This is a genomic window from Capnocytophaga genosp. AHN8471, from assembly GCF_016806945.1.
Classification (GTDB): domain Bacteria; phylum Bacteroidota; class Bacteroidia; order Flavobacteriales; family Flavobacteriaceae; genus Capnocytophaga; species Capnocytophaga periodontitidis.
The window spans coordinates 38,843-62,125 of sequence record NZ_JAESPJ010000005.1; the positions used below are offsets into that span (position 1 = coordinate 38,843).

At 41.4% G+C, this 23,283-nt stretch carries 13 protein-coding genes; 12 read left to right on the forward strand and 1 reads right to left on the reverse strand.

Translation table 11 applies throughout. The annotated features are described in order from the left end of the window. Window positions 1-129: 129 nt before the first annotated feature. Window positions 130-1,518: an ATP-dependent RecD-like DNA helicase gene (locus JMN12_RS01390; RefSeq protein WP_203136386.1), complete on the reverse strand. Its 1,389-nt coding sequence runs from the start codon at window positions 1,516-1,518 to the stop codon at window positions 130-132. A gap of 124 nt (window positions 1,519-1,642) precedes the next feature. On the opposite strand from JMN12_RS01390, the gene JMN12_RS01395 reads away from it, so the two are divergent. From JMN12_RS01395 to JMN12_RS01450, 12 genes are all read left to right on the forward strand, one after another. Next, on the forward strand, window positions 1,643-2,305 hold the full coding sequence (locus JMN12_RS01395) for a hypothetical protein (RefSeq protein WP_203081322.1): 663 nt from the start codon (window positions 1,643-1,645) through the stop codon (window positions 2,303-2,305). After that, window positions 2,280-3,122 (forward strand): DUF3822 family protein, encoded by an 843-nt coding sequence (locus JMN12_RS01400; protein ID WP_088593780.1) that lies wholly within the window; start codon window positions 2,280-2,282, stop codon window positions 3,120-3,122. The genes JMN12_RS01395 and JMN12_RS01400 overlap by 26 nt, the downstream gene beginning before the upstream one ends. Before the next feature lie 9 nt (window positions 3,123-3,131). Further along, entirely contained in the window at window positions 3,132-3,839 is a 708-nt protein-coding gene (locus tag JMN12_RS01405) for a beta-carotene 15,15'-monooxygenase (protein ID WP_203136388.1), read from the forward strand. A 26-nt stretch (window positions 3,840-3,865) separates the two neighbouring features. After that, entirely contained in the window at window positions 3,866-4,594 is a 729-nt protein-coding gene (locus JMN12_RS01410; protein WP_198474164.1) for a hypothetical protein, read from the forward strand. Then, window positions 4,591-5,301, forward strand: coding sequence for a DUF4197 domain-containing protein (locus JMN12_RS01415; RefSeq protein ID WP_203136390.1), 711 nt, complete (start codon window positions 4,591-4,593; stop codon window positions 5,299-5,301). The genes JMN12_RS01410 and JMN12_RS01415 overlap by 4 nt, the downstream gene beginning before the upstream one ends. A gap of 109 nt (window positions 5,302-5,410) precedes the next feature. Then, window positions 5,411-7,369: a M3 family metallopeptidase gene (locus tag JMN12_RS01420; protein WP_203136392.1), complete on the forward strand. Its 1,959-nt coding sequence runs from the start codon at window positions 5,411-5,413 to the stop codon at window positions 7,367-7,369. A 61-nt stretch (window positions 7,370-7,430) separates the two neighbouring features. Then, window positions 7,431-10,208 (forward strand): DUF6493 family protein, encoded by a 2,778-nt coding sequence (locus tag JMN12_RS01425; RefSeq protein WP_203136394.1) that lies wholly within the window; start codon window positions 7,431-7,433, stop codon window positions 10,206-10,208. Window positions 10,209-10,222: 14 nt separating this feature from the next. Beyond that, on the forward strand, window positions 10,223-12,763 hold the full coding sequence (locus tag JMN12_RS01430) for a DUF6493 family protein (RefSeq protein WP_203136403.1): 2,541 nt from the start codon (window positions 10,223-10,225) through the stop codon (window positions 12,761-12,763). A gap of 14 nt (window positions 12,764-12,777) precedes the next feature. Then, on the forward strand, window positions 12,778-15,402 hold the full coding sequence (locus JMN12_RS01435) for a DUF6493 family protein (RefSeq protein WP_238423780.1): 2,625 nt from the start codon (window positions 12,778-12,780) through the stop codon (window positions 15,400-15,402). A 63-nt stretch (window positions 15,403-15,465) separates the two neighbouring features. Beyond that, entirely contained in the window at window positions 15,466-18,060 is a 2,595-nt protein-coding gene (locus JMN12_RS01440) for a DNA gyrase/topoisomerase IV subunit A (protein ID WP_203136412.1), read from the forward strand. Between the two features lie 233 nt (window positions 18,061-18,293). After that, the gene (locus JMN12_RS01445) at window positions 18,294-19,925 is read left to right on the forward strand and encodes a DUF6377 domain-containing protein (RefSeq protein WP_009412457.1); all 1,632 of its coding nucleotides are present in this window, start codon (window positions 18,294-18,296) and stop codon (window positions 19,923-19,925) included. A gap of 296 nt (window positions 19,926-20,221) precedes the next feature. Beyond that, the gene (locus tag JMN12_RS01450) at window positions 20,222-23,194 is read left to right on the forward strand and encodes a SusC/RagA family TonB-linked outer membrane protein (RefSeq protein WP_203136414.1); all 2,973 of its coding nucleotides are present in this window, start codon (window positions 20,222-20,224) and stop codon (window positions 23,192-23,194) included. Window positions 23,195-23,283 lie beyond the last annotated feature (89 nt).

Consider the following 23,283-nt stretch of genomic DNA (forward strand, 5'->3'; position numbering starts at 1 on the left):
CTAATTTTTTTGATAATTTTTAGTAGAGTAGGGGAAAGTAATTAAGTAAGTGATTGAATATGTGTTTTTTATAAGGTTCTAAAGCGTAGTGATTAAATTAGAGATTTTTTAAAATTTCTTATCTCTTACCTAATTAAAGTCTGTTTCAGGGAATCCTATCAAATATACTTGTTGTTTGGCGCGGGTAAGGGCTGTATATAGCCAGCGGTAGTAACTTTCGTCAATTACGTAATCTTCAGGTAAGTAGGGTTTTTCAATGAAGATAGCATCCCACTGCCCACCTTGACTTTTATGGCAGGTGATAGCGTAGGAGAATTTCACTTGTAAAGCGTTGAAGTACGGATTTTCTTTCAGTTGTTGGTGCTTTTTGTACGACGAGGGTTCATCGTAATAATCGGCGAGCACTTCTTCGTAAAGTTGTTGACTTTCAGCGGGGGTAAGGGCAGGAGCTTCGCTGTAAAGGGTATTGAGCAAAATAACTGTATCAAAAGGCGGTTGGTTAGGGTAATCAATGAGTTGCACCGAAACTTCAGCAAATCTAAAACCGTATTCTTCGTAAAAACTGTAGATATGGAGTACCTCTATAATATCTCCATTGGCAATAAAACTCACTTCGGGGTTGTTTTTACACCAAAAATAATTGTTTTTCACTACCATTAGCAGGTCGCCTGCCGCTATTTCATCTTCTATATCCAAAATAGTGCGGCGTATATAAGCATTCCACCCTACAGCACGCTTGTTAGAGCGCACAATAATAGCAGTTTCTTCACTTCCGTAGAGCTCATAACTCTCATTGATAGCATCCGAAATTTCCTCGCTACCCGTGAGCCGGATAACATCAGGACTTTTGAGATTGAAGAGAAAATCAGGTGATTTGGCTTGCCCAAAAAGCGTTTTGCGCAGGCGGGTAGCATTGCGCAAAATCCCCGATTTATTTTTTTGGCGCAGCACCTCAGTAAGAGTTGTGGTGAGCACCTCTTTGTTGTATTGATATTCTAAATGACTCACACTCAACGCCGGACTCACCTCAGTACCCACAGGAGGTAACTGAGCTGTATCGCCTATGAGTAACAACTTGCAATTTTTGCCCGAGTAGACAAAACGCATCAAATCGTCAATATCGGCAAGCATCGATGCCTCATCTACTATAAATAAGGTGTTGTAGTGTTTATTGGCACGCAGTTTGAAGGATATTTCAGTACCCATTGTTGTGGTGTAGTAAAGGTACTTATGGATAGTGAATGCCTGTTTTTTAGCGAAATGCGACATCACTTTAGCTGCCCTGCCCGTTGGTGCTAAAAGTACCGCTTGGTGGTGTATCAAGGGGAGTGTAGCAATGAGACAGCGCGTGATAGAGGTCTTTCCTGTCCCTGCAAATCCTTTCAATAAAAATACTTTTTCGGAGGCATCAGTATCTAAAAGATACTTAGTGAGCATTTGTAAGGCAACTTCTTGTGAAGGGGTAGGAATATGTTTAAACGCCTGAAAGAGAGCGTTGAGAAAGGCTTTTTCGTCCATTGTAAAAAGTATTGAGCGCACAAAAATATAAAAAAAAGTTAAAATAATTTTTTAGTTTCAAAAAAAGATTGTAGTTTTGCGCTATGCCAGTCAAAAAAAATTTATTTAATATAATATTAAAACGATGAAAAAAATCTTACAAATTGCATTTTATCTATTAGGATTCGTGTTCTGCTTCCTAATTTACAGATCTATCACAGGTCCTATTGAATTTAACAAAATTAAGGAAAATCGCTACACCGAAGTGATCAAGAAGTTGAAGGACATTCGCAATGTTCAAGATGCTTATTTGAAAATTAATGGCGTTTATGCTAAAAATTTCGACGAACTTACTAAGTTTGTAGAAAATGCACGTTTTACCATCACTTCACAACGCGATACCAGCTGGGTAGAGTTCGACAAAGGTTTTAACATTGACGTGATGCGTCAAGGAGTGCGTATTGATACCTTAGGATACGTATCAGTAAAAGATTCGTTGTTTAAAAACGATACTCGTTACAAAACTATGGGTGATTTACCTACTTTCAAAGGTGTGAAACCAGGTAAATTTAAAATGGAAACAGGTGAAATTACCGATAAAAACGGTGTAAAATCATCAGTCTTCCAAGTTTATGTGCCTAAAAAAGATATACTAGAAGGTTTAGATGAAGGCTTAGTAGCTAAAGAAATTCAAAAAACTTCAGTAGAAGATGTAAGAGGTCCTAATATCCAAGTAGGTTCACTAAAAGAAATCACCGTAAATGGTAACTGGCCAACTTCTTATGACGCAAAAATCGCAAAACAATAAACATTTAGAAACGTATTTCAAGGAATTGTCCATTCAAATCAACTTGGATGGACTTTCTTTTTGTGTGTTTAACCCTGTGCTTACCTGCGTGGAATCTATCTACAATTTTCCTGTGAATTTTAGCTATAAAACTCAGGAAGAAATAAATGAACAAGTAGAATGTGTAATCCAAAGTGAAGAAGACCTCCGCCAAGATTTTACCACCATCAGGGTTTTGCACAACACCCCTCTTTTTGCCCTTATACCACAACCCCTATACGGCGGTAAGGACGAGATGTTGGACTATCTTAAGTACAGCATCGACATAAACAATGTAACCCCCGAAACTGTGGAAATCGATAAGATTCTCTCTGTCGAAACGGTAAATGCCTACGTACCTAACACTTTTGTAAACAATGCTTTGCTCTCTTACTATGGCAGGTTCGACTATCAGCATTTCGCTACCTCACTGCTCAAAATGTTCCTAAAACACTACTCCTCACACGCTTTGGAGGTAATGTATATCTATGCCGAAGTAGGCTCTTTCTACTTTGTAGTCTTCAGAAATAAAAAATTATACTACTTCAATCGTTTTAGCTATGAAACCATTGAAGATTTTCTATATTACATCCTCTTTTCTATTGAACAATTAGATATCGATACCGAGCAAGTACCTATCTATATCACGGGCGAAGTCGACCCTACTGCACTGTTCTACAGCAAAGTAAAATACTACGTACGCTATATATACCTCATAAAATATCATAAACAACACTTTGCAGCGGGAATGGATGAGCAGCTCATCCGTCGGAATTTTGTGCTCGCGCAATCGTTTTAACCTAATGCTATGAAATTATCGAACATATTCATCAATGCATTGAAATTAGTACAAGCTACTTTTGGCACACACCTCTTAGGAGCTCTCCTCCTCTTTGTAGTGGTTTTCACTATATATGCTTTGCTACTCACCACCGTTTTTGGAATGCCTATTGAGGGAATTGTGGAACTCAGTAAAAACCCTGAAAGATTAACTGCTTACGTAAATCAACCTCATTTCCTGATAAAATTTTGGTTTTTCTGTCTGCTAATCGATGGAATTATTACCCCTTTCACAGCAGGAGTTTACAAAAATTACGCTGAGGTGATAGCTGGTAGCCGCCCTTCCTTCCGCAACCTTTTTGCTTACTATCACGTACGTGAAACCAATGATATTTTAGGATATGTGATTTTGCAAATGTGCTTAAAAACCTTAGTGTCAGCAGGCGCTATAACTATAGGAACAGCGGCTTTAGGCTTAGCACTTTCTACAATTATATCTTTAGTGTTTGTACTCACTGTTCCCATCATTGTATTGGAAGGCAAGTCGCTTTTCAAGGCAATGAGGCATAGCTATCAGCGAATAATGCTGGCTCCTTTTACAGCACTTATCGTTACCGCCTTCGGAATGGTATGCTTATTGGTAGGTTTTTTTGCTTTTGGAATAGGAGTAACAATTACCTACTCGTATTTGTTAGCAGGCATTTTTAGTATTTATCAAACGATAAGTAACAAATAAGTAACAAATTAAAATATTTTTATATTATGTCAGTATCCAATGTTTTAGACCGCGCAGGCAAGCTCTATAAGAGTAGCTTTGCAAGCCTTATTGTAGGAGTTTTACTCCTCATTGTTGTGTTTGTTTTGTTCTATATGTTGTTTTTTCCTATAATTTTAGGAGGAGACTTCGGTGATTTTGAGGTGATGAGATCTCCTTATTATCTTCAAGAAATGATGGCAACACCTATTGTACAATTGAAATTAATGGTGTTAGGAGTCTTTATCAGCTGTGCTATAACACCATTATCAGCTGGATTCTATGAGAATTTTAAAAAAGTAGAACAAGGAGAACCTGCCTCGGTTAATAATCTCTTTACGCACTACAACTCGCCGTACACAGCGCGTTTACTAACCTATGCTACATTGTTTACAGTAGCTACTTCACTGTTTTCTCTTTTGGTAAATCTTTTAGGACTTCCTATATTGAGTACCCTTTTTAATATTTTTGCTTCTCTTCTATTAACCTTTGCGGTGCCTATCATTATATTTGAGAATCAATCAGTTGAACAAGCAGTAAGAGGGAGTATTGAACGTGTGATGCGCAATTTTGGTACAGTTTTTCTCTCAGGATTAGTGGGAGGAATTATTGCTGTATTAGGCGTTCTTCTTTTTGGCATCGGACTTATTTTTTCTTTGCCCTTTTTGTTTGCTACTCTCTATGCGCTTTATGCCGAAGAAAGAGGAATTACTCCAAATAACAATAATAATCTATGAAAAAACTAATGTTTTTAGGGCTCTTAGCTATGGGCTCTCTATCGTTGAATAGTTGTAATGAACTGCAACAAGTTTTGAATAACACTTCGCAAGGTGGCAGTGGTTTTAACGTCGCCAGCGGACTCAAACAAGCGCTCGAATTGGGCGTGAGTAGTGGGGTAGACTTATTGGGCAAAGATGGTGGTTATTTTAAAGACCAAGCGGTGCGCATTCTTTTGCCCGAAGAACTCCAAAAAGTAGATAAAACTTTGCGTTCTATCGGCTTGGGCTCTTTAGCCGATCAAGGGCTTAAAGTGCTGAACGAAGCTGCTGAAAATGCAGTGAGTCAGGCGAAACCTATCTTTCTTTCGGCTATACAAAATATGACCTTTACCGATGCGATGAACATCCTCAAGGGTGATAATACTGCCGCCACTACTTATTTGAAAAACACTACTTACAACGCTTTGGAAAGTGCTTTTGCTCCTAAAATCCAATCATCACTTAGCGAAGTAGGCGCTGATAAAGTTTGGGAAAATATCATTGATAAGTATAACCAAATTCCATTGGTGAAACCCGTTGAGGCAAATCTCACCAAATACGTTACAGAACAAGCTATCAATGGTTTATTCGTGAAAGTAGGCGACAAAGAAAAGGAAATACGCACTAATATAGCAGCGCGTACTACTCCTTTGTTGAAATCAGTATTTGCGATGCAAGATAAGTAGGTATCAGGTATCAGAAAATAGAAAAGCTGTTTGAGAAATCAAGCAGCTTTTTTTGTTTTATGTGTATAAAAAACTATCTTTGCCCTTTCATTAATTAAAAGATAATTATATGTTTCAAACCCCTTATAACGCAGCGCCCTTTTCGCGCTTTACTGCTACCGACTATCTGCCAGCTATTGAAAAAGCTATCGCCGAAAGCCTTGCCCAAATCGATAGTCTTGCCCAAAATCCTGAACCCGCTACTTTTAAAAATACAATAGAAGCCTTGGCTTACACAGGCTTAGAACTCGATCGACTCACGGCTATGTTCTTCAACCTCAACAGTGCCGAGACTAACGATACCCTACAAGCAGAAGCCCAGCGCATTTCGCCCCTACTCGCCGAATATAGTAATGATATCCGCCTAAATGAAGCCCTTTTCCAGCGTGTGAAAGCAATCTATAACCAGCGTGAGCAGCTTTCGCTAACAGCTGAACAACAAACGCTTTTGGAGAAAACTTACAAAAGTTTTACCCGCAATGGCGCTAATTTATCACTCAATGATAAGGGGCGTTTGCGTGAGATTGACAAGCAGTTGGCTACCCTAAAACTGAAATTCTCTAAAAATGTATTGGCAGAGACTCAACATTACCAATGGATGATTACCGATAAAAATACCCTCAGTGGGCTACCTGATTTTGTCCTTGAAATGCTCGCACAAGAAGCTAAAAAGCGCAAGGTACAAGGCTGGGTCATAACTCTCGATTTGCCCGTATATACTGCGGTAATGAAATATGCTGATAACCGCGACTTGCGTCAGAAACTCTTCATCGATTATCACAGTCGTTGTGCAGGAGAGAGTGCCTATAATAATGAAGACAATGTGTTGCGTATCGCCCAATTGCGACAAACGCGTGCTTCTTTGTTGGGCTACCCTAATTATGCTACCTTTGCTTTGGAAGAGCGTATGGCGGAAACTCCCGAAAAGGTGATAGCTTTCCTCAACGAACAGTTAGCCAAAGATAAACCTCAGGCTATTAAGGGATTAGAAGAACTCAAAACCTTCTCTGGTCTCACCGATTTTCAGCAGTGGGATTTTGCTTATTATGCCGAAAAACTCAAACAAGAGCGCTACCAAATAGACGATTCGCTCCTCAAACCTTATTTGGCATTAGATAAGGCAGTGGAAGGAATGTTTGCTGTGGCACACAAACTTTACGGCTTGCACTTTACTCTTACCGATGAGGTAGAAAAATACCACCCCGAAGTACAAACTTACAAAGTAACCGATGAAAACGGCAATTATCTCGCCCTTTTCTACACCGATTTTTTCCCTCGTGCAGGCAAGCGCAATGGAGCGTGGATGACCTCCTATAAAGAGCAGTATAGAGATGAACAGGGTAATGATTCTCGTCCGCACATCTCTATAGTGTGTAATTTCACCCGCCCAACAGATACCGCCCCTTCTTTGCTTACCTTCAACGAGCTAACGACTCTCTTTCACGAGTTCGGGCACGCCCTTCACGGAATGCTTTCCAAGGTAACCTATCCTTCGCTCAGTGGTACCAATGTAGCCCGCGACTTTGTAGAACTCCCCAGTCAGCTGATGGAAAATTGGTGTTATGAAGAAGAAACTTTGCGCCTTTTTGCCACTCATTACCAAACGGGTGAACCTCTACCTATAGAATGGGTGAAGAAAGTAAAAGCAGTTGAAGATTTTATGAAAGGCATTTTGAATGTGCGTCAGTTAAATTTTGGATTCTTAGATATGGAGTGGCATACCTATCCTCATTTAGAACGCCTTGAAGATGTTCGTACTTTTGAACAGACAGTAACCAAAGCAACACAACTCTATCCGCCTATCGATGTGATGTGTATTTCTCCTGCTTTCTCACATATTTTCAGTGGAGGTTATGCCGCAGGTTATTACAGCTACAAATGGTCGGAAGCCTTAGAGGAAGATGCTTTGGAAGTATTTAAACAAGCAGGATTTTTCAACAAAGCAGTAGCTACACGTTTCCGCAAAGAAATCCTCGAGAGAGGTAGTAGCGAAAAGGAAAGTATTCTCTATAAACGTTTCCATAACTAAAATACATATCTTTGCTCGCTAATCATCATTATAAGTCCGATAATAAAAATCAAAAATAAAAATGAATCAACCCCTCATCACCGCCATTGCTGAAGGTAATTTTTCGGCTATTCTAAACATTACAAGTCAGCTCACCGATAGTGAGCGTTATAGCACCATCACTGCTATCAAAGCATTAGACCCCTATTCGGAAAAAGACTTCCCGCGAAAGAATATTGATAAAAAGAATACTTACCGCCATAACTATAAAGTTTTTCAAGCTCATAACTACACCCTTATTACTATGGTGCGCGAAGAAAGCGACATTGCTAAAGTGATGATAGACAAAAAGAATTATATAGGCGAACCTTATCAGGAAAACCCTTATGCCATCTTAGGTTCTTTTTATTTTGAACCTGTAATAAACTACTTTACACAATTTCCGCCAGATAACTATATCAAAAAAGTACTTAAAGAACGATATAATAAAGAGATCGATGGATTGTCCTTTGGTTTCCAATGGCATTTTTACAAAAAAGGCTGGATCCCCTTTGAAGAAGAGCGTTTTGTAAAGAATTTATTAGAAATTAATATGGGTAGCCGCTCAGTAACTGCTGATGCCCAATTCCTCTTCCAATACCCCGAAGCCATTGAAAAAGTGCTCTTACAGCTTTACCGTATCGAAACCAAAGTACTCGACCTTTCCAAGTGGAAAAGTGATAACCCCTCAAGCAAAATGAGTACCTCTGGTGTTGCCAAAGTAACTACCTATTGGGATGAGGTATTTGAATTATTGGTACATTATGGCTACCAAATCCCCCGTAGTTTTGTAGGGCAGCTTTTAGAATCATTGCTCAACCAGTGGAAGAAACCCCACCTCGATTGGCATTGTCGTTTGCTCAAATGGCTTGCTCCTACCCAAGAGGAACTTTTAGCTCATCAACAAACGCTCTTTGCCGTTTTAGGCACTGGGGTAGGCAGTGTAGTGAAAACCGTTATGGAATACATCGTCTCTATTGCTAATGCGCCACAGTTTGATTTTGAGGGCTTCCGCGTGCAATTCCCGCTCGCCTTTACCGTAGAGAAACAACCTAAAGCGCTCCTTCAAGGAGTAGAGATTTTGGCAAAGGAGTTCAAAAAACACCCTCCTACCGATGTCAGCTACCGCGAACAATTAGCAGTCCTCTTCACCCAACCCGATGTAAAACTACAAGAAGCTGTAGCTGAACTACTCACCACCTACTTCAACCAAGAAGGTCTCCCCGAAGTCATCGCACCTTACCGCGATTATCTAAAAGGCAAAGCCCAAGACCTCCTTGCAACTCTAAGTCCATCGGAATCATCCGCCCCGTCCAACTTGTCCGACAGGTCAGCCTCGTCCGAGAACTCCCAAACTGCCTGTGCGGCTCGCTCTGCCTGTGCGGCTCGCACCCTAACCCCTATCATCTATCCCCTAACCCCTAATGAAACCCTCTTCCTCATTGGTGATTGTATCCGCGAGAAATCAGCCGCTACTATTGATGTTTTCTTTGATGCTCTCGTGCGTTTGCAAGACCAAATCCCTGCAGATTATGCTGAGCAGGTAAAACCCTACCTCAAGCAGCTTCTCGCCCGTGAGTGGTTTGTGGGAACGATGCCTCTACTATACTTATTTTTAGACTCTTGGAGCAACCAAAGCCCTACACCCCTTGTATATGATACCGACAAGGAATGGAAAGAAATTCAAAAACTCTACAAAGAACATAAATATACACAAGCCGATAAACTCGACAAACCAAGAGTGATGCACATAGCTGCTAATCAAGCACAGCAGACTTTCCCTTATCTCTTTAATAAGATAGCACGCACACTCCAAAAGCTCAAAGAGAAAGACACCTTGCCTTTCCTCTCCACCGCTACACACGAACCTTTCTATATAGAGGCGGAAGTGTTGGTGGATAAACTCTTGCAATACGAAGCCCAAGGCAAAGCCCCCGACCTCGACGACCTGATTGTCGCCTGCAACCGCCTGCTCTTTTGGGAGGTTTCGGCAGCAGCCAAAGAAAAAGCCCAACAGCTCAAAGGCGACTATGCTCCTGCTATTCAGTATTACTTAGGTCTTACTGATAAAATACAATTAAACGAAGCACTTCTACCGCTATGGACGCAAATCACCCGCCTAAAACACCCCGATGAGGAGTTCAAAGTATTTGAAAATACTCAGGCAAAGAATATCCTTAGCGTGGTGAAGCCTTTCTATATCCGTTATGGTTGGGAGAAAAGAACTTATGCCAATGGCGAAGTAGGCGAAGAGTTCACCTATCACTGCAATCATTATAACAAATACAAGAATAAGAAAAGCCGTCCTACTCTTTACAACTATTACAATGCCAATGAAGGAGAATGCACTTCGGCTCAAGAGGCAGAGTATAAACTAAGCCTCAACCCACACTATCCCGATGCGATATTATGTGCTTACATAGCGCTCTGGGCAACGATGAATGAGGCTGACCAAGTGCGCGATATGACTTTGCCTTTGGAAGCTGTTTTGCGCTACGACCTGCGTGTACGCCATAGCGGTTGGCTGTATATAGGCGCGTGTTTGCTTTTTGAAAAACGCCCCTCACGTGATTTGGCGTATGAGTATATTTGTCAGGCGATTGCTCGTGGGGAAGACCTAACTCACTTGAAAACTTACCTTGCCAATGTACTCGCTTGGGATTATCTGCCTATACCGCGCTTTATAGAGTTCCTCGATCGCCCTAATCCCCCAGCAGTAAAAGCCTTTGGCAAAGAAGTAATACAGCTCTATTTAGAGGAAGTCAAGAAACAGAACAAACTCCCACGCAACCATAAAAAGTTAGCGCAATTAGTAAATTAATACAAGTAATCCTTATGTTTGAACTCTTAAAGAAACTCATCACCAGCCGCGATTTAGAGGGCTTGTTTTCCTTTTGCAGTAACTTAGTAGAAGAAGAACGCCTTGCCCTTTTAGACCAACTTCAGCATTCGCCGTGGGGAATTAAAGAGCATAAGCGTTATGATAAAATATTAGTAACCCCCGATGGGGCGCGCTATGAATATCTTTTGGCGGTATTTCTCCTTACGCGAAGTCTTCAGGAATATGAGAAACAGCCTATCAATACCTTTATAAAGAAGATGTATTGTCCTACTGCTGGAGAGCTTTTCTCAAATTCAAAAGCTTCCTATGTCCTCCTGAAACTCCTCCAAGAGGAAAAGTATCGCTTTATTTTGGAACTATACCACGCTCTAAGCGAAGATAGCAAAGAGAACATCCCCTTTGAAACTTATTGGACACTCTACAAAGCTGGAGAAATTCCTTTGGATGAACCCCTTTTTGTAGATAAAAGTATCATTGCCTTCAGTTACTCCAGTGACAAGATAAACTATTATACCCATTTAGTCTTGAACGATCAAGAGTTCCAAGATAAAATTTTCAGGCGCTTACACCGCTACGAAAGTGGTATGCATCGCGATGCCAAGCTGTGGGAAGAAGTCTTTGTACAGCTACAGGAACAAGGCTATGTGTTCGACCGCCAGCTTATAGGCGAACTCTTGGAGAGCCTGCTCAATCCTTGGAAGAAACCCCAACTGAACTGGCATTGCCGTTGGATTACATTTCTTGCTCCTACCGAAAAAGAAATGATAGACAATCAAGAACGCTTCTTTGCTCTTTTGAGTACAGGCAACGATGTGCTGGTGAATTTTGCTATGAAATGGATTCAGAAAATCAGTAAAAGTCCGCTTTTGCTCATAGAAAAATTCCAAGATAGCTTTGTTCTTTGCCTACCCTCAGAAAAGACTATCAAATCACAGCTTGCGGGACTTACTATTTTGGAGAAATACTACCACAAGAACCCTCCTGAGCAATTAGACTCCCGCGAACAGCTTATTCCTCTCTTTACTCAACCCGATATAGCCTTCCAACAAGCATTGGCTACTTTGCTTGTTGAGTGTTTCTATGACGAAAAACTCTGGGAGCTCATCACCCCTTACACTGATTTTATCAAGCCCTCTGCACGGGAAATTCTCCAGCAGAAAGACGGTACTGATAAAGAAATAAAGACCCCCGAAAGTCTTCCTCACTCCACCGATAGGCTTCCCTTGTCCTTGCCCAAGAACTGGGATGAGTTGCTTTTCCTAATAGGTGATAGCATACGAGAACGCTCTGCCACTACCATTGACCTACTTATAGATGGGGTGGTACGCTTACAAACTCTTATTCCTAAGGATTTAAAAAAAGTACTGGCGCCCTATCACAAACAGCTTAACAAAAGCCACCGTGGGCATGTGCTACCCCTACTAAAAGAATTTCTCTTAGCCTTAGAAACAGGAAGGCACCTGCCTTTAGATGAAAACCTCTTTTTGTTCTTGCGTTACAAAATGAATGTAGCCCTTGAGAGAATCGCCAAAAAATGCACATTACCTCTGCTCTCTACCCTTACTATTGCCCCTTTTTATACAGAAGCAGCAGTCTTGGTTGAGAAGCTCCTATGCTACGAGCAAGAAGGGGTTATTCCCGATTTTGAAGACCTTACTATCGCTTGTAACCGCCTGCTCCTAACCGATATTCCCCAAAGTGCTAAAGAAAAATCGCAGCTACTTCAGGGAGACTATGCTCAAGCCATTCAGTACGCTTTGGGCGTTACCTCCGTCCTTTCTCCCACAGAAGAGACCTTGCCCCTTTGGACACAAATTACCCGAATCAAACACCCAGAACAAGAGTTCCCTAAATTTTCCCAAACTACCGCCAAAGATATCCCTTCGGTAGTAAGTCCCTATTATATAGGCTATGGTTGGCAAGAATACACTACTTACTTAGGAGAAGTAATGCCGGTATTTGTCTATGATTTCACCCCTTATAACAGTCCTGCAGAGCGACAAAAATCTCTACTTCCTGAGCAATATTACAATGCAGGAGGAGGTGCTTGGCATAGCAATGAAGATTTCGAATATACCCTGAGTCTCTGTCCGCAATACCCCGATGGGATCATCTGCTCGATTTTCTCTCATCGGGTAGGTTGGAATGCCCTAACCGGTGTTTATGACAATATTGAGGCTATAGAAACCCTCTTAAAATATCAATTGCCTCTCTATCATAGTGGTTGGTTGTATATAGGTGCCTGCCTATTTTTAGAAAAACGCCCCTATCGTGATTTAGCTTATGAATATATCTGCTGGGCATTGGAACAAGGAAAAGATTTAACTTACTTAGCAAATTACGTAGCGTATGTCTTGGCAACAGGGCATGCCCCTATTAAGCACTTCCTTGAGATGCTTGATCGCCCTAATCTAAATATTATAAAAGGATTTGCAAATATGATTATTAATGAGTATCTTCGCCAAGTGGAAGGAAGAGAACTTCCAAAATTACATAAAAAACTCTTAGACTATCAAAAAGAACTTAATCTATAGCAATTACCAAGATTATGATACTCCTTACCTTACTTTCCGCCATTAAAGCACACGATTTTACCGCCATTCGCAATATTTGCTTTGCGCTTTCTGAGGAAGAAAGACAGGAGCTAAAGAGTTATTTTGCGCGAAAGAATTTTAACTTTATCTTTCGGGAAGTCCTCGAAAAAGAAAAGAGATACCATTTCTCTAATAAGGAATTAGCCATTATCTCATACACTATTATGTGCGTGTGCAATACCTTAGAGGAAGTAAGAAAAATAGAACTTTTCCAAAATATAGAACCCTATATAAAGGGGAATTACTACTATTTCCTATCTTCTTTAGAAGACGAAGTTTTATTAGATTTCGTGCAGTCTCCGCAAGGGGCTTATATGATAGAAGGTATCCAGCTGATGTATAAAGACAATCCTTTGAAGATGTCTTTTAGAATGCTTTGGACGCTCTATAAAAACAACTACATTGAGTTTAATGAACTCATTTTCTTAAACAAAATGTTTAATATGGGTTGGGCTTTTGAAGAAACAGAGGAAGATATAATTGAATATTTCCTTCAAAATCCTAATTTAGCTACTGAATTATTTCCTCTTTCAAGTAATCATATAGATTATGTATTAGAATCTTTCAGAAATTGGAAACGAATATACAGCATTCTTAATGAAAAAGGCTATTTTACCGATCGAAATATCATTGGTCTTTACATAGAAGCACTCTTAAATCCTTGGAGAAAAAGTGTTTTAGATATGTGTTGTAGACTTATAGAATCCCTCAAGCCTACCCGCCAAGAGCTTTTATCTAACCAACACACCCTTTTTACCCTGCTCAGTAGCGATAAAACTTCGGTGATTAACTTTGCAATGAAACTTATCAAAGAGATGGCTAACGAAAAAGACTTTGACTTCCCTGCCTTCGCCGACAATTTTGCCCTGTGTTTTGCTACCCCAAAAATAGCCAAATCACAGCTTATAGGTTTAAATATCTTAGAAAAGCACTACAAAAAGCAACCCCCTGTAAATATAGAATATCGCCAACAATTAGCGGTACTCTTTACTGTGCCTGATGCCCAACTCCAAGAAAAAGTCGCCAACCTCCTCACCACCTACTTTAACCACGAAGGTCTCCCCGAAGTCATCGCCCCTTACCGCGATTACCTAAAAGGCAAAGCCCAAGACCTTCTTGCAACCCTAAGTCCATCAGAAAATTCTGAGAACTCCGAGAACTCCCACACCTCTCAAACTGCCTGTGCGGCTCGCACCTCCCACACCACCACCCAAAAAATTACCTCTGCGATTCGCACCCTAACCCCTATCACCTATCCCCTGAGACCTGAAGACCTCCTTTTCCTCATTGGCGACTGCATTCGTGAGCGCTCACCCCTTGTTTTAGATCTTTTCTTTGAGGGCTTGAACCAGTTACAAGCGCAAATCCCCAAAAATTTCTCTCAGCAGATAAGTCCCTACCAAAAGCAGTTGGGCGACCAGCCTTTTGAATTTACTACCTACCGAAAGTGTATGCGCTGGGTCATTGATGTTTGGGAGGGAAAAGCCTCAGTCTCCGATGATATTTTCGGTGGGAAGCTCTATAATCCTACACCGTTCCTCCGAGAGAAAACCAAGCGACTGCTCCTAAAGATCAAGCAAGGTAACTCACTGTCCTTTGTAAGCACCCCTACTCACGCTCCGTTTTATATAGACCCGCTTACCTTTTTAGAACGTATTGCACAATATGAAAAAGCTGGAAAATCCCCGATGTTAGAAGAGGTTGTCGTGGGGCTCAATCGCTTGCTACCTATAGAAATTACCAAAGAGCAAAAGCAATTAGCCCTTTCACTCACTGGTGAGTATGCCCCTGCCTTGCAATATTACTTTGAGGTAAACAAGCAAATAACTGTAACCGATGCTACACGAGTACTCTGGGGGCAAGTTTTACGACTGAAAGACATCGATGGAGTATTCCCTGAATTGGAAATCCCACAAAAAACCAATCTACAAGGCTTGGTACGTCCGTTTTATCTGAAATACGAAGTGAAGCCTACCAAAATTAACGGTGTAGAACGGAATAAGATTATTTTGGAAGACAATTGGGATAAAACCTACGCCACTTATGTGTATTACAACGAGTTTGGAGCCAATTATTACAATGTATCGCCGATGAGCAAGGGGAAAGATGAGGATATTGATTATCAACTCAGTGTGAACCCACGCTATATAGATGGTTGGCTGTGCAAATACCTGCTCACTTATGCCCAAGGAGTGGACGGGGAATCCCTCACTGAAGCTACCCGTGTGATGAGTCTGCTTTTGCAACACAACTTGCCTATTTATCACAGCGGTTGGCTAATGGTCGCTACTTGTCTTTTAGCCGAAAGAAAACCCTTGCGCGATTTGGCTACTGAATATATACTTTTAGCCCTCCAAAGAGGAGAAACGCTCACCTATCTCGCCGAAGCCATCGGGACGTTCTTAGCCCATAAGTACGCCCCCATCGCTCGCTTTATAGAGTTTTTGGATCTCCCTATCCGCGACCCCAAAGTAAAGGCTTTCCAAAAAGCAGTAGTAGAAGCCTATTTGCCTTTGGCAGAAAAACAAGAAAAGAAACCTACTAACCATAAGAAATTGGCTAATTTTCTAATTAGCTAATATGCCAATTGCCTAATTGACAAATTATTTTTACCTTTGCCCTTTTAAAAAGAATCTGTTCCGATGGAAGACAATACACCTCAAAACACTACTCCACAAGGAGATAGCATCATTAAAGTCACAGGTATGTACCAAGATTGGTTCTTGGATTATGCTTCGTACGTAATCCTCGAACGCGCTGTACCAGCAATCGAAGATGGCTTTAAGCCCGTACAACGCCGTATTATGCACTCGCTTAAAGAATTAGACGATGGTCGCTACAACAAGGTGGCTAACGTCGTGGGAAATACAATGCAGTATCACCCTCACGGCGATGCGAGTATAGGTGATGCTATTGTGCAAATCGGTCAGAAGGACTTGCTCATCGATACCCAAGGTAACTGGGGGAATATCCTCACAGGCGACGATGCGGCAGCTCCTCGTTATATCGAAGCTCGCCTTTCTAAGTTTGCCCTCGATGTGGTGTTTAGCCCTAAGGTAACCGAATGGCAATCCAGCTATGACGGTCGTAAAAAGGAGCCTATCAGCTTGCCGGTGAAGTTCCCGCTCCTCTTGGCACAAGGTACCGAGGGGATAGCCGTGGGTCTTTCTACCAAAATATTACCTCACAACTTCATCGAGCTCATCGAGGCTTCCATTGCTTACCTCAAAGGCAAATCGTTTGAATTATACCCCGATTTCCCTACTGCGGGTATTATGGATGTAAGTGGCTATAACGATGGGGCAAGAGGCGGACGTGTGCGGGTGCGTGCCAAGATTTCGCAACTCGACAAGAGTACGCTTTGCATCACCGAAATTCCGTTTACTACCACCACTACCTCGCTCATCGACTCTATACTGAAAGCCAACGAAAAAGGCAAGATAAAAATCAAAAAGGTAGACGATAACACAGCTGCCAATGTAGAGATATTGGTGCACTTGCCCAACGGCACGTCGCCCGATAAAACTATCGATGCACTCTACGCCTTCACTGCCTGCGAAACGGCTATTTCGCCCATTACCTGTGTGATTGAGGACAACAAACCGCATTTTCTCACCGTCTCAGAAGTGTTGCGTCGCAGTACCGACCGCACTGTAAGTCTTCTCAAACAAGAGCTCGAAATTGAACTTTCTGAACTCGAAATGCAATGGCACAGTGCCTCGCTCGAAAAGATTTTCATCAGAGAAGAGATGTATATCGACTTCAAGAAATACACCGATAGAGAAAGTTTGTACGAGTACTTGTACCAGCGTTTTGAACCTTTCAAAAAAGATTTACTCCGTGAGATTACCGATGACGATTTGGCTAAACTCACTCAAATACCAATGATTCGCATCACCCGCTTCGACTCTTATAAGGCTGATGAAAATATCCTCAAAATTGAAGCCGATATCGAGGAAGTGAAAAACCACCTTGCAAACCTTATCGACTATGCGATTGCCCATTTCGAACGCCTTAAAAAGACTTATGGTAAGGGGCGCGAACGGAAAACCGAAATTCGCGTATTCGATACCATCGAGGCGACCAAAGTAGTGGTGCGCAATACCAAACTCTATGTGAACAGAGCTGAAGGTTTTGTAGGTACAGGCTTGCGCAAAGACGAGTATGTAGGTGATTGCAGTGATATCGACGATGTGATTGTATTTACCGAAAGCGGTGCGATGTACGTTACCAAAGTATCTGATAAACAATATATAGAGAAAAACATCATACACGTAGCGGTCTTTAAGAAAGACGATAAGCGCACCGTGTACAATATGATTTATAAGGACGGACAAACAGGCTTCTCTTATATCAAGCGCTTCAACGTTACGGGTATTACCCGCGATAAGAAATACGAGCTCATTCCGCAACACAAAGAGTCGCGCGTGCTCTATTTCACAGCCAACCCTAATGGTGAAGCCGAAGTGGTAACCGTGAACTTGCGTCAGTTAGGCACTTTGCGCAAACTGCGATGGGATATCGATTTTGCCGATACCCTCATCAAAGGGCGTGGCGTGAAAGGAAACCTCGTGAGCAAATATGCTATCAAGCGCATCGAGCTAAAAGAAAAAGGTGTATCAACGCTCAAACCGCGCAAGATATGGTTCGACGATATTGTAAAACGCCTCAACACCGAAGAACGCGGTACGCTACTTGGGGCTTTCAAAGGCGATGACCGTATGCTTCTCATTACCAAAGAGGGCATCGTGAAGACCATTATCCCCGAATTGAGTCTGCATTTCGAGAACAATATCGCCGTAATGGAAAAATGGGTGCCCGAGAAACCTATTTCGGTGATTTACTACGATGGCGAGAAAGAACGCGTGTTTGTAAAACGCTTTGTGGTAGAAAATGAAAACCGCGAAGAGTTAGTCATTACCGAACATCCTAAATCGCAATTGCTCTTTGTCTCTGCCGATTGGCGACCTATGGCTGAGGTAGTCTTCACCAAAGAAAAAGGCAAGGAGAAAGAGAACCTCACGGTGAATTTAGAAGAGTTCATCAGTGTAAAAGGCATCAAAGCCTTGGGCAACCAGCTCACCACCGACAAGGTGAAAACTGTCAACACCCTTGAATCTCTCCCCTACGAAGAATCCCAAGAAGAGGAACCCGTAGAAGCCCTCGGCGATGAAGAAATCGTACCTCCTCCCTCTGAAAATGAGAGTGACGGCACCCAAACAGAATTAGAATTTTAATGCATCATACACTTTGCCAAAGTTTTTAATTGCTTGTTGTGCTACGACCTTTAGCAAAGTTGTTAATAATTTGATTAGACAACTTGGAGCAAGTGTAAGCACTTATTATGAACTAAAATAAAAGCGAGCAAAAAGCGGGCAATGCGGGCAAAAAGCGGGCAAAATGTCCGAATAATGTCCGAAATGTCCGAATAATGTCCGAATAATGTCCGACGTTTTAAAAAACAAACCTTATGAAAAACTATATCACACTCTTTATCATATTGTTGTTGGGAAGGAATACAGCCGTGGCACAAGAGAGCAAAGAGGCTGTGCTCCACCGGCTCAACCAAACCATTGAGCAGAGTGCTACTTATATACAAGCCAAAGAACAGCGTATTACTTCCTTGCAAAAAGCGCTTAAAAAAGCCTCTCAACCAACAGAAAAATACGACCTGCACAAACAATTGTATTCCGAATACCGAAAATTTAAGGTCGATTCGGCTATAGCCTATTTGCTGAAAAACGAGCAGATAGCAAATGATGTAAACAACACTGAAAAACTGGATGAAACCCATATTTTGCTCTCTAAACTCTACTCAGTAAAAGGAATGTATGTCGAGGCATTACAACTGCTAAAAGCTATCGATAAACACCGATTACCCAAGGAATCTCTGTGTGAGTATTACGATTCGTTTTATGCCCTGTGCAGTCATTACGGGCAAAGCATCAATAATAGCACTTATCTAAGTGCCTCCAATCAATACCGTGATTCTCTGCTATTGTGTACTGATAAACAGTCGCTTACCTTTAAGGTAAACAGTGCTATCGATGAGTTCTTTACAGGAGACAAAAACCGTGCTATGCAACAGTTTCAGCAACTATTGCCTCAAACTACCGAAGAGGAACCTGAACGTGCTATAATAGCTTATTATTTAGGTCTTGTAGAACGAGAAAAAGGAAATGACGACCTTCAAGAATACTATTTTGCCCTTTCTGCTATCGCCGACATCAAAAACGCAATCAAAGATAACGCTTCCTTACAGAGCTTAGCACTTACTTACTACAAACGAGGGAATATAAGCAAAGCCTATCAGTTTATCAAAATGGCAATAGATGATGCTGCCTTCTGCAATGTGCGACACCGCGCCGAAGAAGGTGCCTCTTTCTATTCCATCATCAACACCGCCTATCAAGAGAAAGAAGCTAAACAAAAGAAAGAATTACAATTGTATTTGGTACTCATCAGCGTATTATCAGTAGCCTTGATTATCGCTTTGGTATATGTGTACAAACAAGTAAAACGATTGATAAAGATACGTAAAGAACTCTCTTACAGTAATCAGCAACTCGAAAAGCTCAACACCGACCTACAACTGATGAACCAAAACCTCGAAGAGGCGAACCTCAACCTCGAGGAGGCAAATCTCATCAAAGAAGAGTATATTGCTCATTTCTTCAACCTCTGTTCAGCTTATATCGATAAGATTGAAAACTACCGAAAACTACTCTACAAAAAGGCGACTAAACATCAGTTTGACGACCTTACCAAGGTGCTAAAATCTACCTCTGTAGTAGAACAAGAATTAGAGGCTCTCTACAAGAATTTTGATACTATCTTCCTCAATATATATCCACATTTTGTAACTCACTTCAATGCTCTTTTAGAAGAAGGAGAGCAAATCTTCCCTAAAAAAGGTGAACTACTGAATACCGAATTGCGCATCTTTGCCCTCATTCGCTTAGGCATCACCGATAGCAGTAAGATAGCCGAATTCTTGCGCTATTCTCTTCGTACGGTGTACAACTATCGCACTAAAGTACGGAATAAAGCGAAAGGTGAACGCGATACTTTTGAAGAAAAAGTTAAACAAATACGCGACTGATCAAAAAAATGTATAAAAACCGTTTTTTCTATGTAAAAACATACTTTTTTGATTATCTCCTTTCTGAGATTTAGGGGCTATTTTACGATTAATAACTGAAAATTCAGTACTTTTTTAAGGCTTTTTCAGAACTTATTTTGTTAATATTCAGTTAAATAACTTTTTTAAAAAGTACTTTTCTAATACCTGATGAAATATTGATGTTTTTTTGCTATACTTTTGGGGCGTTGGAAAGATAAAAATAACTTTCCGAAAAGCAACAAAGAAAAAACTAACAAATGTAACGTTTTTATTTTATGAAAGTACTCAAAAAACATTTAATGCTAATGATGGTACTGTTAGTAGGCTATGTAGGTTTTGCCCAAGCACAAAATATTAGTCAGCTAATAGGTACTGTAACCGATGACAAAGGAATGCCTCTTCCTGGTGTTTCCGTAGTAATAAAAGGTACTACCAAGGGGGTAGCTACCGATTTTGATGGTAACTTTTCACTTAACAATGTGCCAAAAGGTGCTGTATTAGAGTTTTCATCAGTGGGGTATAAAACCCTTGATGTAAAAGCCTCTGGCACTTCTTTAAAAATAAAGCTCTCCGAAGCTACTCAAGACCTCGATGAGGTGGTAGTAGTGGGCTATGGTACTCAAAAGAAAGGTGATGTAACTACGGCAATCACTTCAGTAAAAACTAAAGACCTCGACCAACGTCCTGTAACTTCAGCGGCACAAGCCATTCAAGGGCGTGCAGCGGGTATTCAAGTAGTGCAACCTAATGGTGCTCCAGGTGCTGGTTTGGCAGTACGCATTCGCGGGAATACCTCTATCAGCGCGTCCAACGACCCTCTATATGTAGTAGATGGTATCCCTGTGCAAGACATCAACGGGATTGCCCCTACCGATATTGAGAGTATGCAAGTGCTCAAAGATGCTTCTTCAGCAGCTATCTACGGTTCACGCGCCGCCAACGGGGTAGTGCTTATCACTACCAAACAAGGTAAACGCAATGAACCTAAAATATCAGTTAATACGTATGTAGGAATCTCTCAGGTAGCCAAACGCATCGAGTCACTCAACACTGCTCAATACAAGGAACTAATGGACGAAACAGGTGCTGTTACTCTTCCTTCAGGGCTTACTGATAAAACTGATTGGTTTGATGAAACCTTCCGCAAGAGCCTGATACGCAACACGCAACTTTCTATCTCAAATGCAACCGAAAATACAAAGTATTACCTCTCAGCAGGAACTTCTAAAGATGAAGGGGTTATCCGCTCTTCTTATTTTGAACGTTATAATTTGCGCCTCAACTTAGAAACTAAAATGCGTAAATGGCTCACTTTTGAAACCAATCTATCTTATGCTGATTACTCGTCTAATGGTATTATTACTGGTACAGGCTCTAACCGTGCTGGGGTAGTGCTTTCGGTAATCAATACGCCTAAATACGCCCCCATCTGGAGTGATAAACCTGGGGAAGAAGGTTGGTATTACTACAATTTCTATGGAGCTAACCTCACTCACCCTGTAGAGAATATCTCTCGTAATGCCGACAATACCTCTAAGAGCAATCGCTTGGTAGGAAGTGTATCGGCTATTGTAACTTTCTTGCCGAGCTTAAAGTTCAAATCTACAGTAGGTATCGACCGTTTAGGACGCACTCAAACCCATTGGACAGACCCTAAACTCACCGAATATGGACGTAAGATCTTCGGTACTGCCGACGATATTCGTACTAACAACACCGTGATGACTTACGACAACTTGCTTACCTTCGACAAAAATTTCGGCAAGCACAACCTTTCTGCTTTGGCGGGTACTTCAGGAACGGTATCTAAATGGAACGAAAGCTATTTGTATGCCTCACACTTCCTTACACCCGACATCAAAACCCTCAATGCAGCCAATAAAATAGAACAAGGTAGTGGTTCGAATGCTGCCGAATGGGCGATTATGTCGTATTTAGGTCGTATTTCTTATAACTACGATAGCAAATACCTTCTCACGGCTAATTTCCGTGCTGATGGTTCTTCCAAGTTAGCACCTGGCAAACGCTGGGGTTACTTCCCTTCAGTATCTGTAGGGTGGAGACTTTCACAAGAAAACTTCTTGAAGAACGTCGATTGGCTTAGCGAACTCAAATTGCGCGGTGGCTGGGGACAAACAGGTAACCAAGCTGGTATTTCCGATTACGGCTACTTGCAACGCTATTCTATCACCCGTCAAAATTGGTGGGAGGCAGGCAAAGGTAATGCAATGGTAACCTTGCGTCCTAATTCATTTTCTAATCCTAACCTCACTTGGGAAACTACCACTCAAAGCAATATAGGGCTCGACCTTTCATTGTTTAAAAATCGTATTTCGTTAGCAGTCGATGCTTACCTTAAAAAAACTACCGATTTGCTAATGGATGTACCTCTTCCTTCTACTTCACCCATACCTTCTATTTATCGCAACGAAGGTGAAATGACCAACAAAGGAATTGAATTTGCGCTCGATACACGCAATCTCACAGGTGATTTTACTTGGAATACCAATTTCAATATCTCGTTCAACCGCAATGAACTTACCAAACTCACCCTTCAAAAAGTGTATTACTACGCCACTACCTCCGATGCTACTACTGAACAAGTGGTACGCATCACCGAAGGACAACCTTTAGGCAAGTTCTGGGGATTGATAAGTGAAGGCGTAGACCCTCAAACAGGCGATATCAAGTACAAAGACCTCAATGGTGATGGTAAAATCTCAGTGTCCGATAAAACTTATATAGGCGACCCTAACCCCGATTTTACTTTTGGGCTTACCAATGACTTCTCCTATAAAAACTTCACTTTAAGTGTCTTCTTCCAAGGCTCTTATGGCAATGATATCTACAACGCCTCTCGTATAGAAACTGAGGGGATGTACAAAGACCAAAACCAATCAACTGCCGTGCTCAATCGCTGGAGAAAACCTGGTGATATTACCGATATACCTCGTGCAAAACAAGGTACCGATAATATCAAAGCATCGTCTCGTTGGGTAGAAGATGGTTCGTACTTGCGCCTTAAAACACTTACTTTGGCCTACAACCTCTCCAATGAAGAATTGTTGAGATATGGTATCCGCAAGATACAACCTTACTTCACCGCTCAAAACCTTTGGACTCTTACCAACTACAAAGGCTTTGACCCCGAAGTAAACCAAGGGCTTTCAGGCCCTACGATGGGTATTGATTGGGGTACTTATCCTCAAACCAAAACCTTTATCTTTGGCTTAAACATTGATTTTTAAGAAGAAACTTTCATTTATTAATAACTTACCCTAATAGTTCGCCTTTGCGGATTGTCCCCCTTCGGGGGTTCGGGGGCTAATAAAACTAT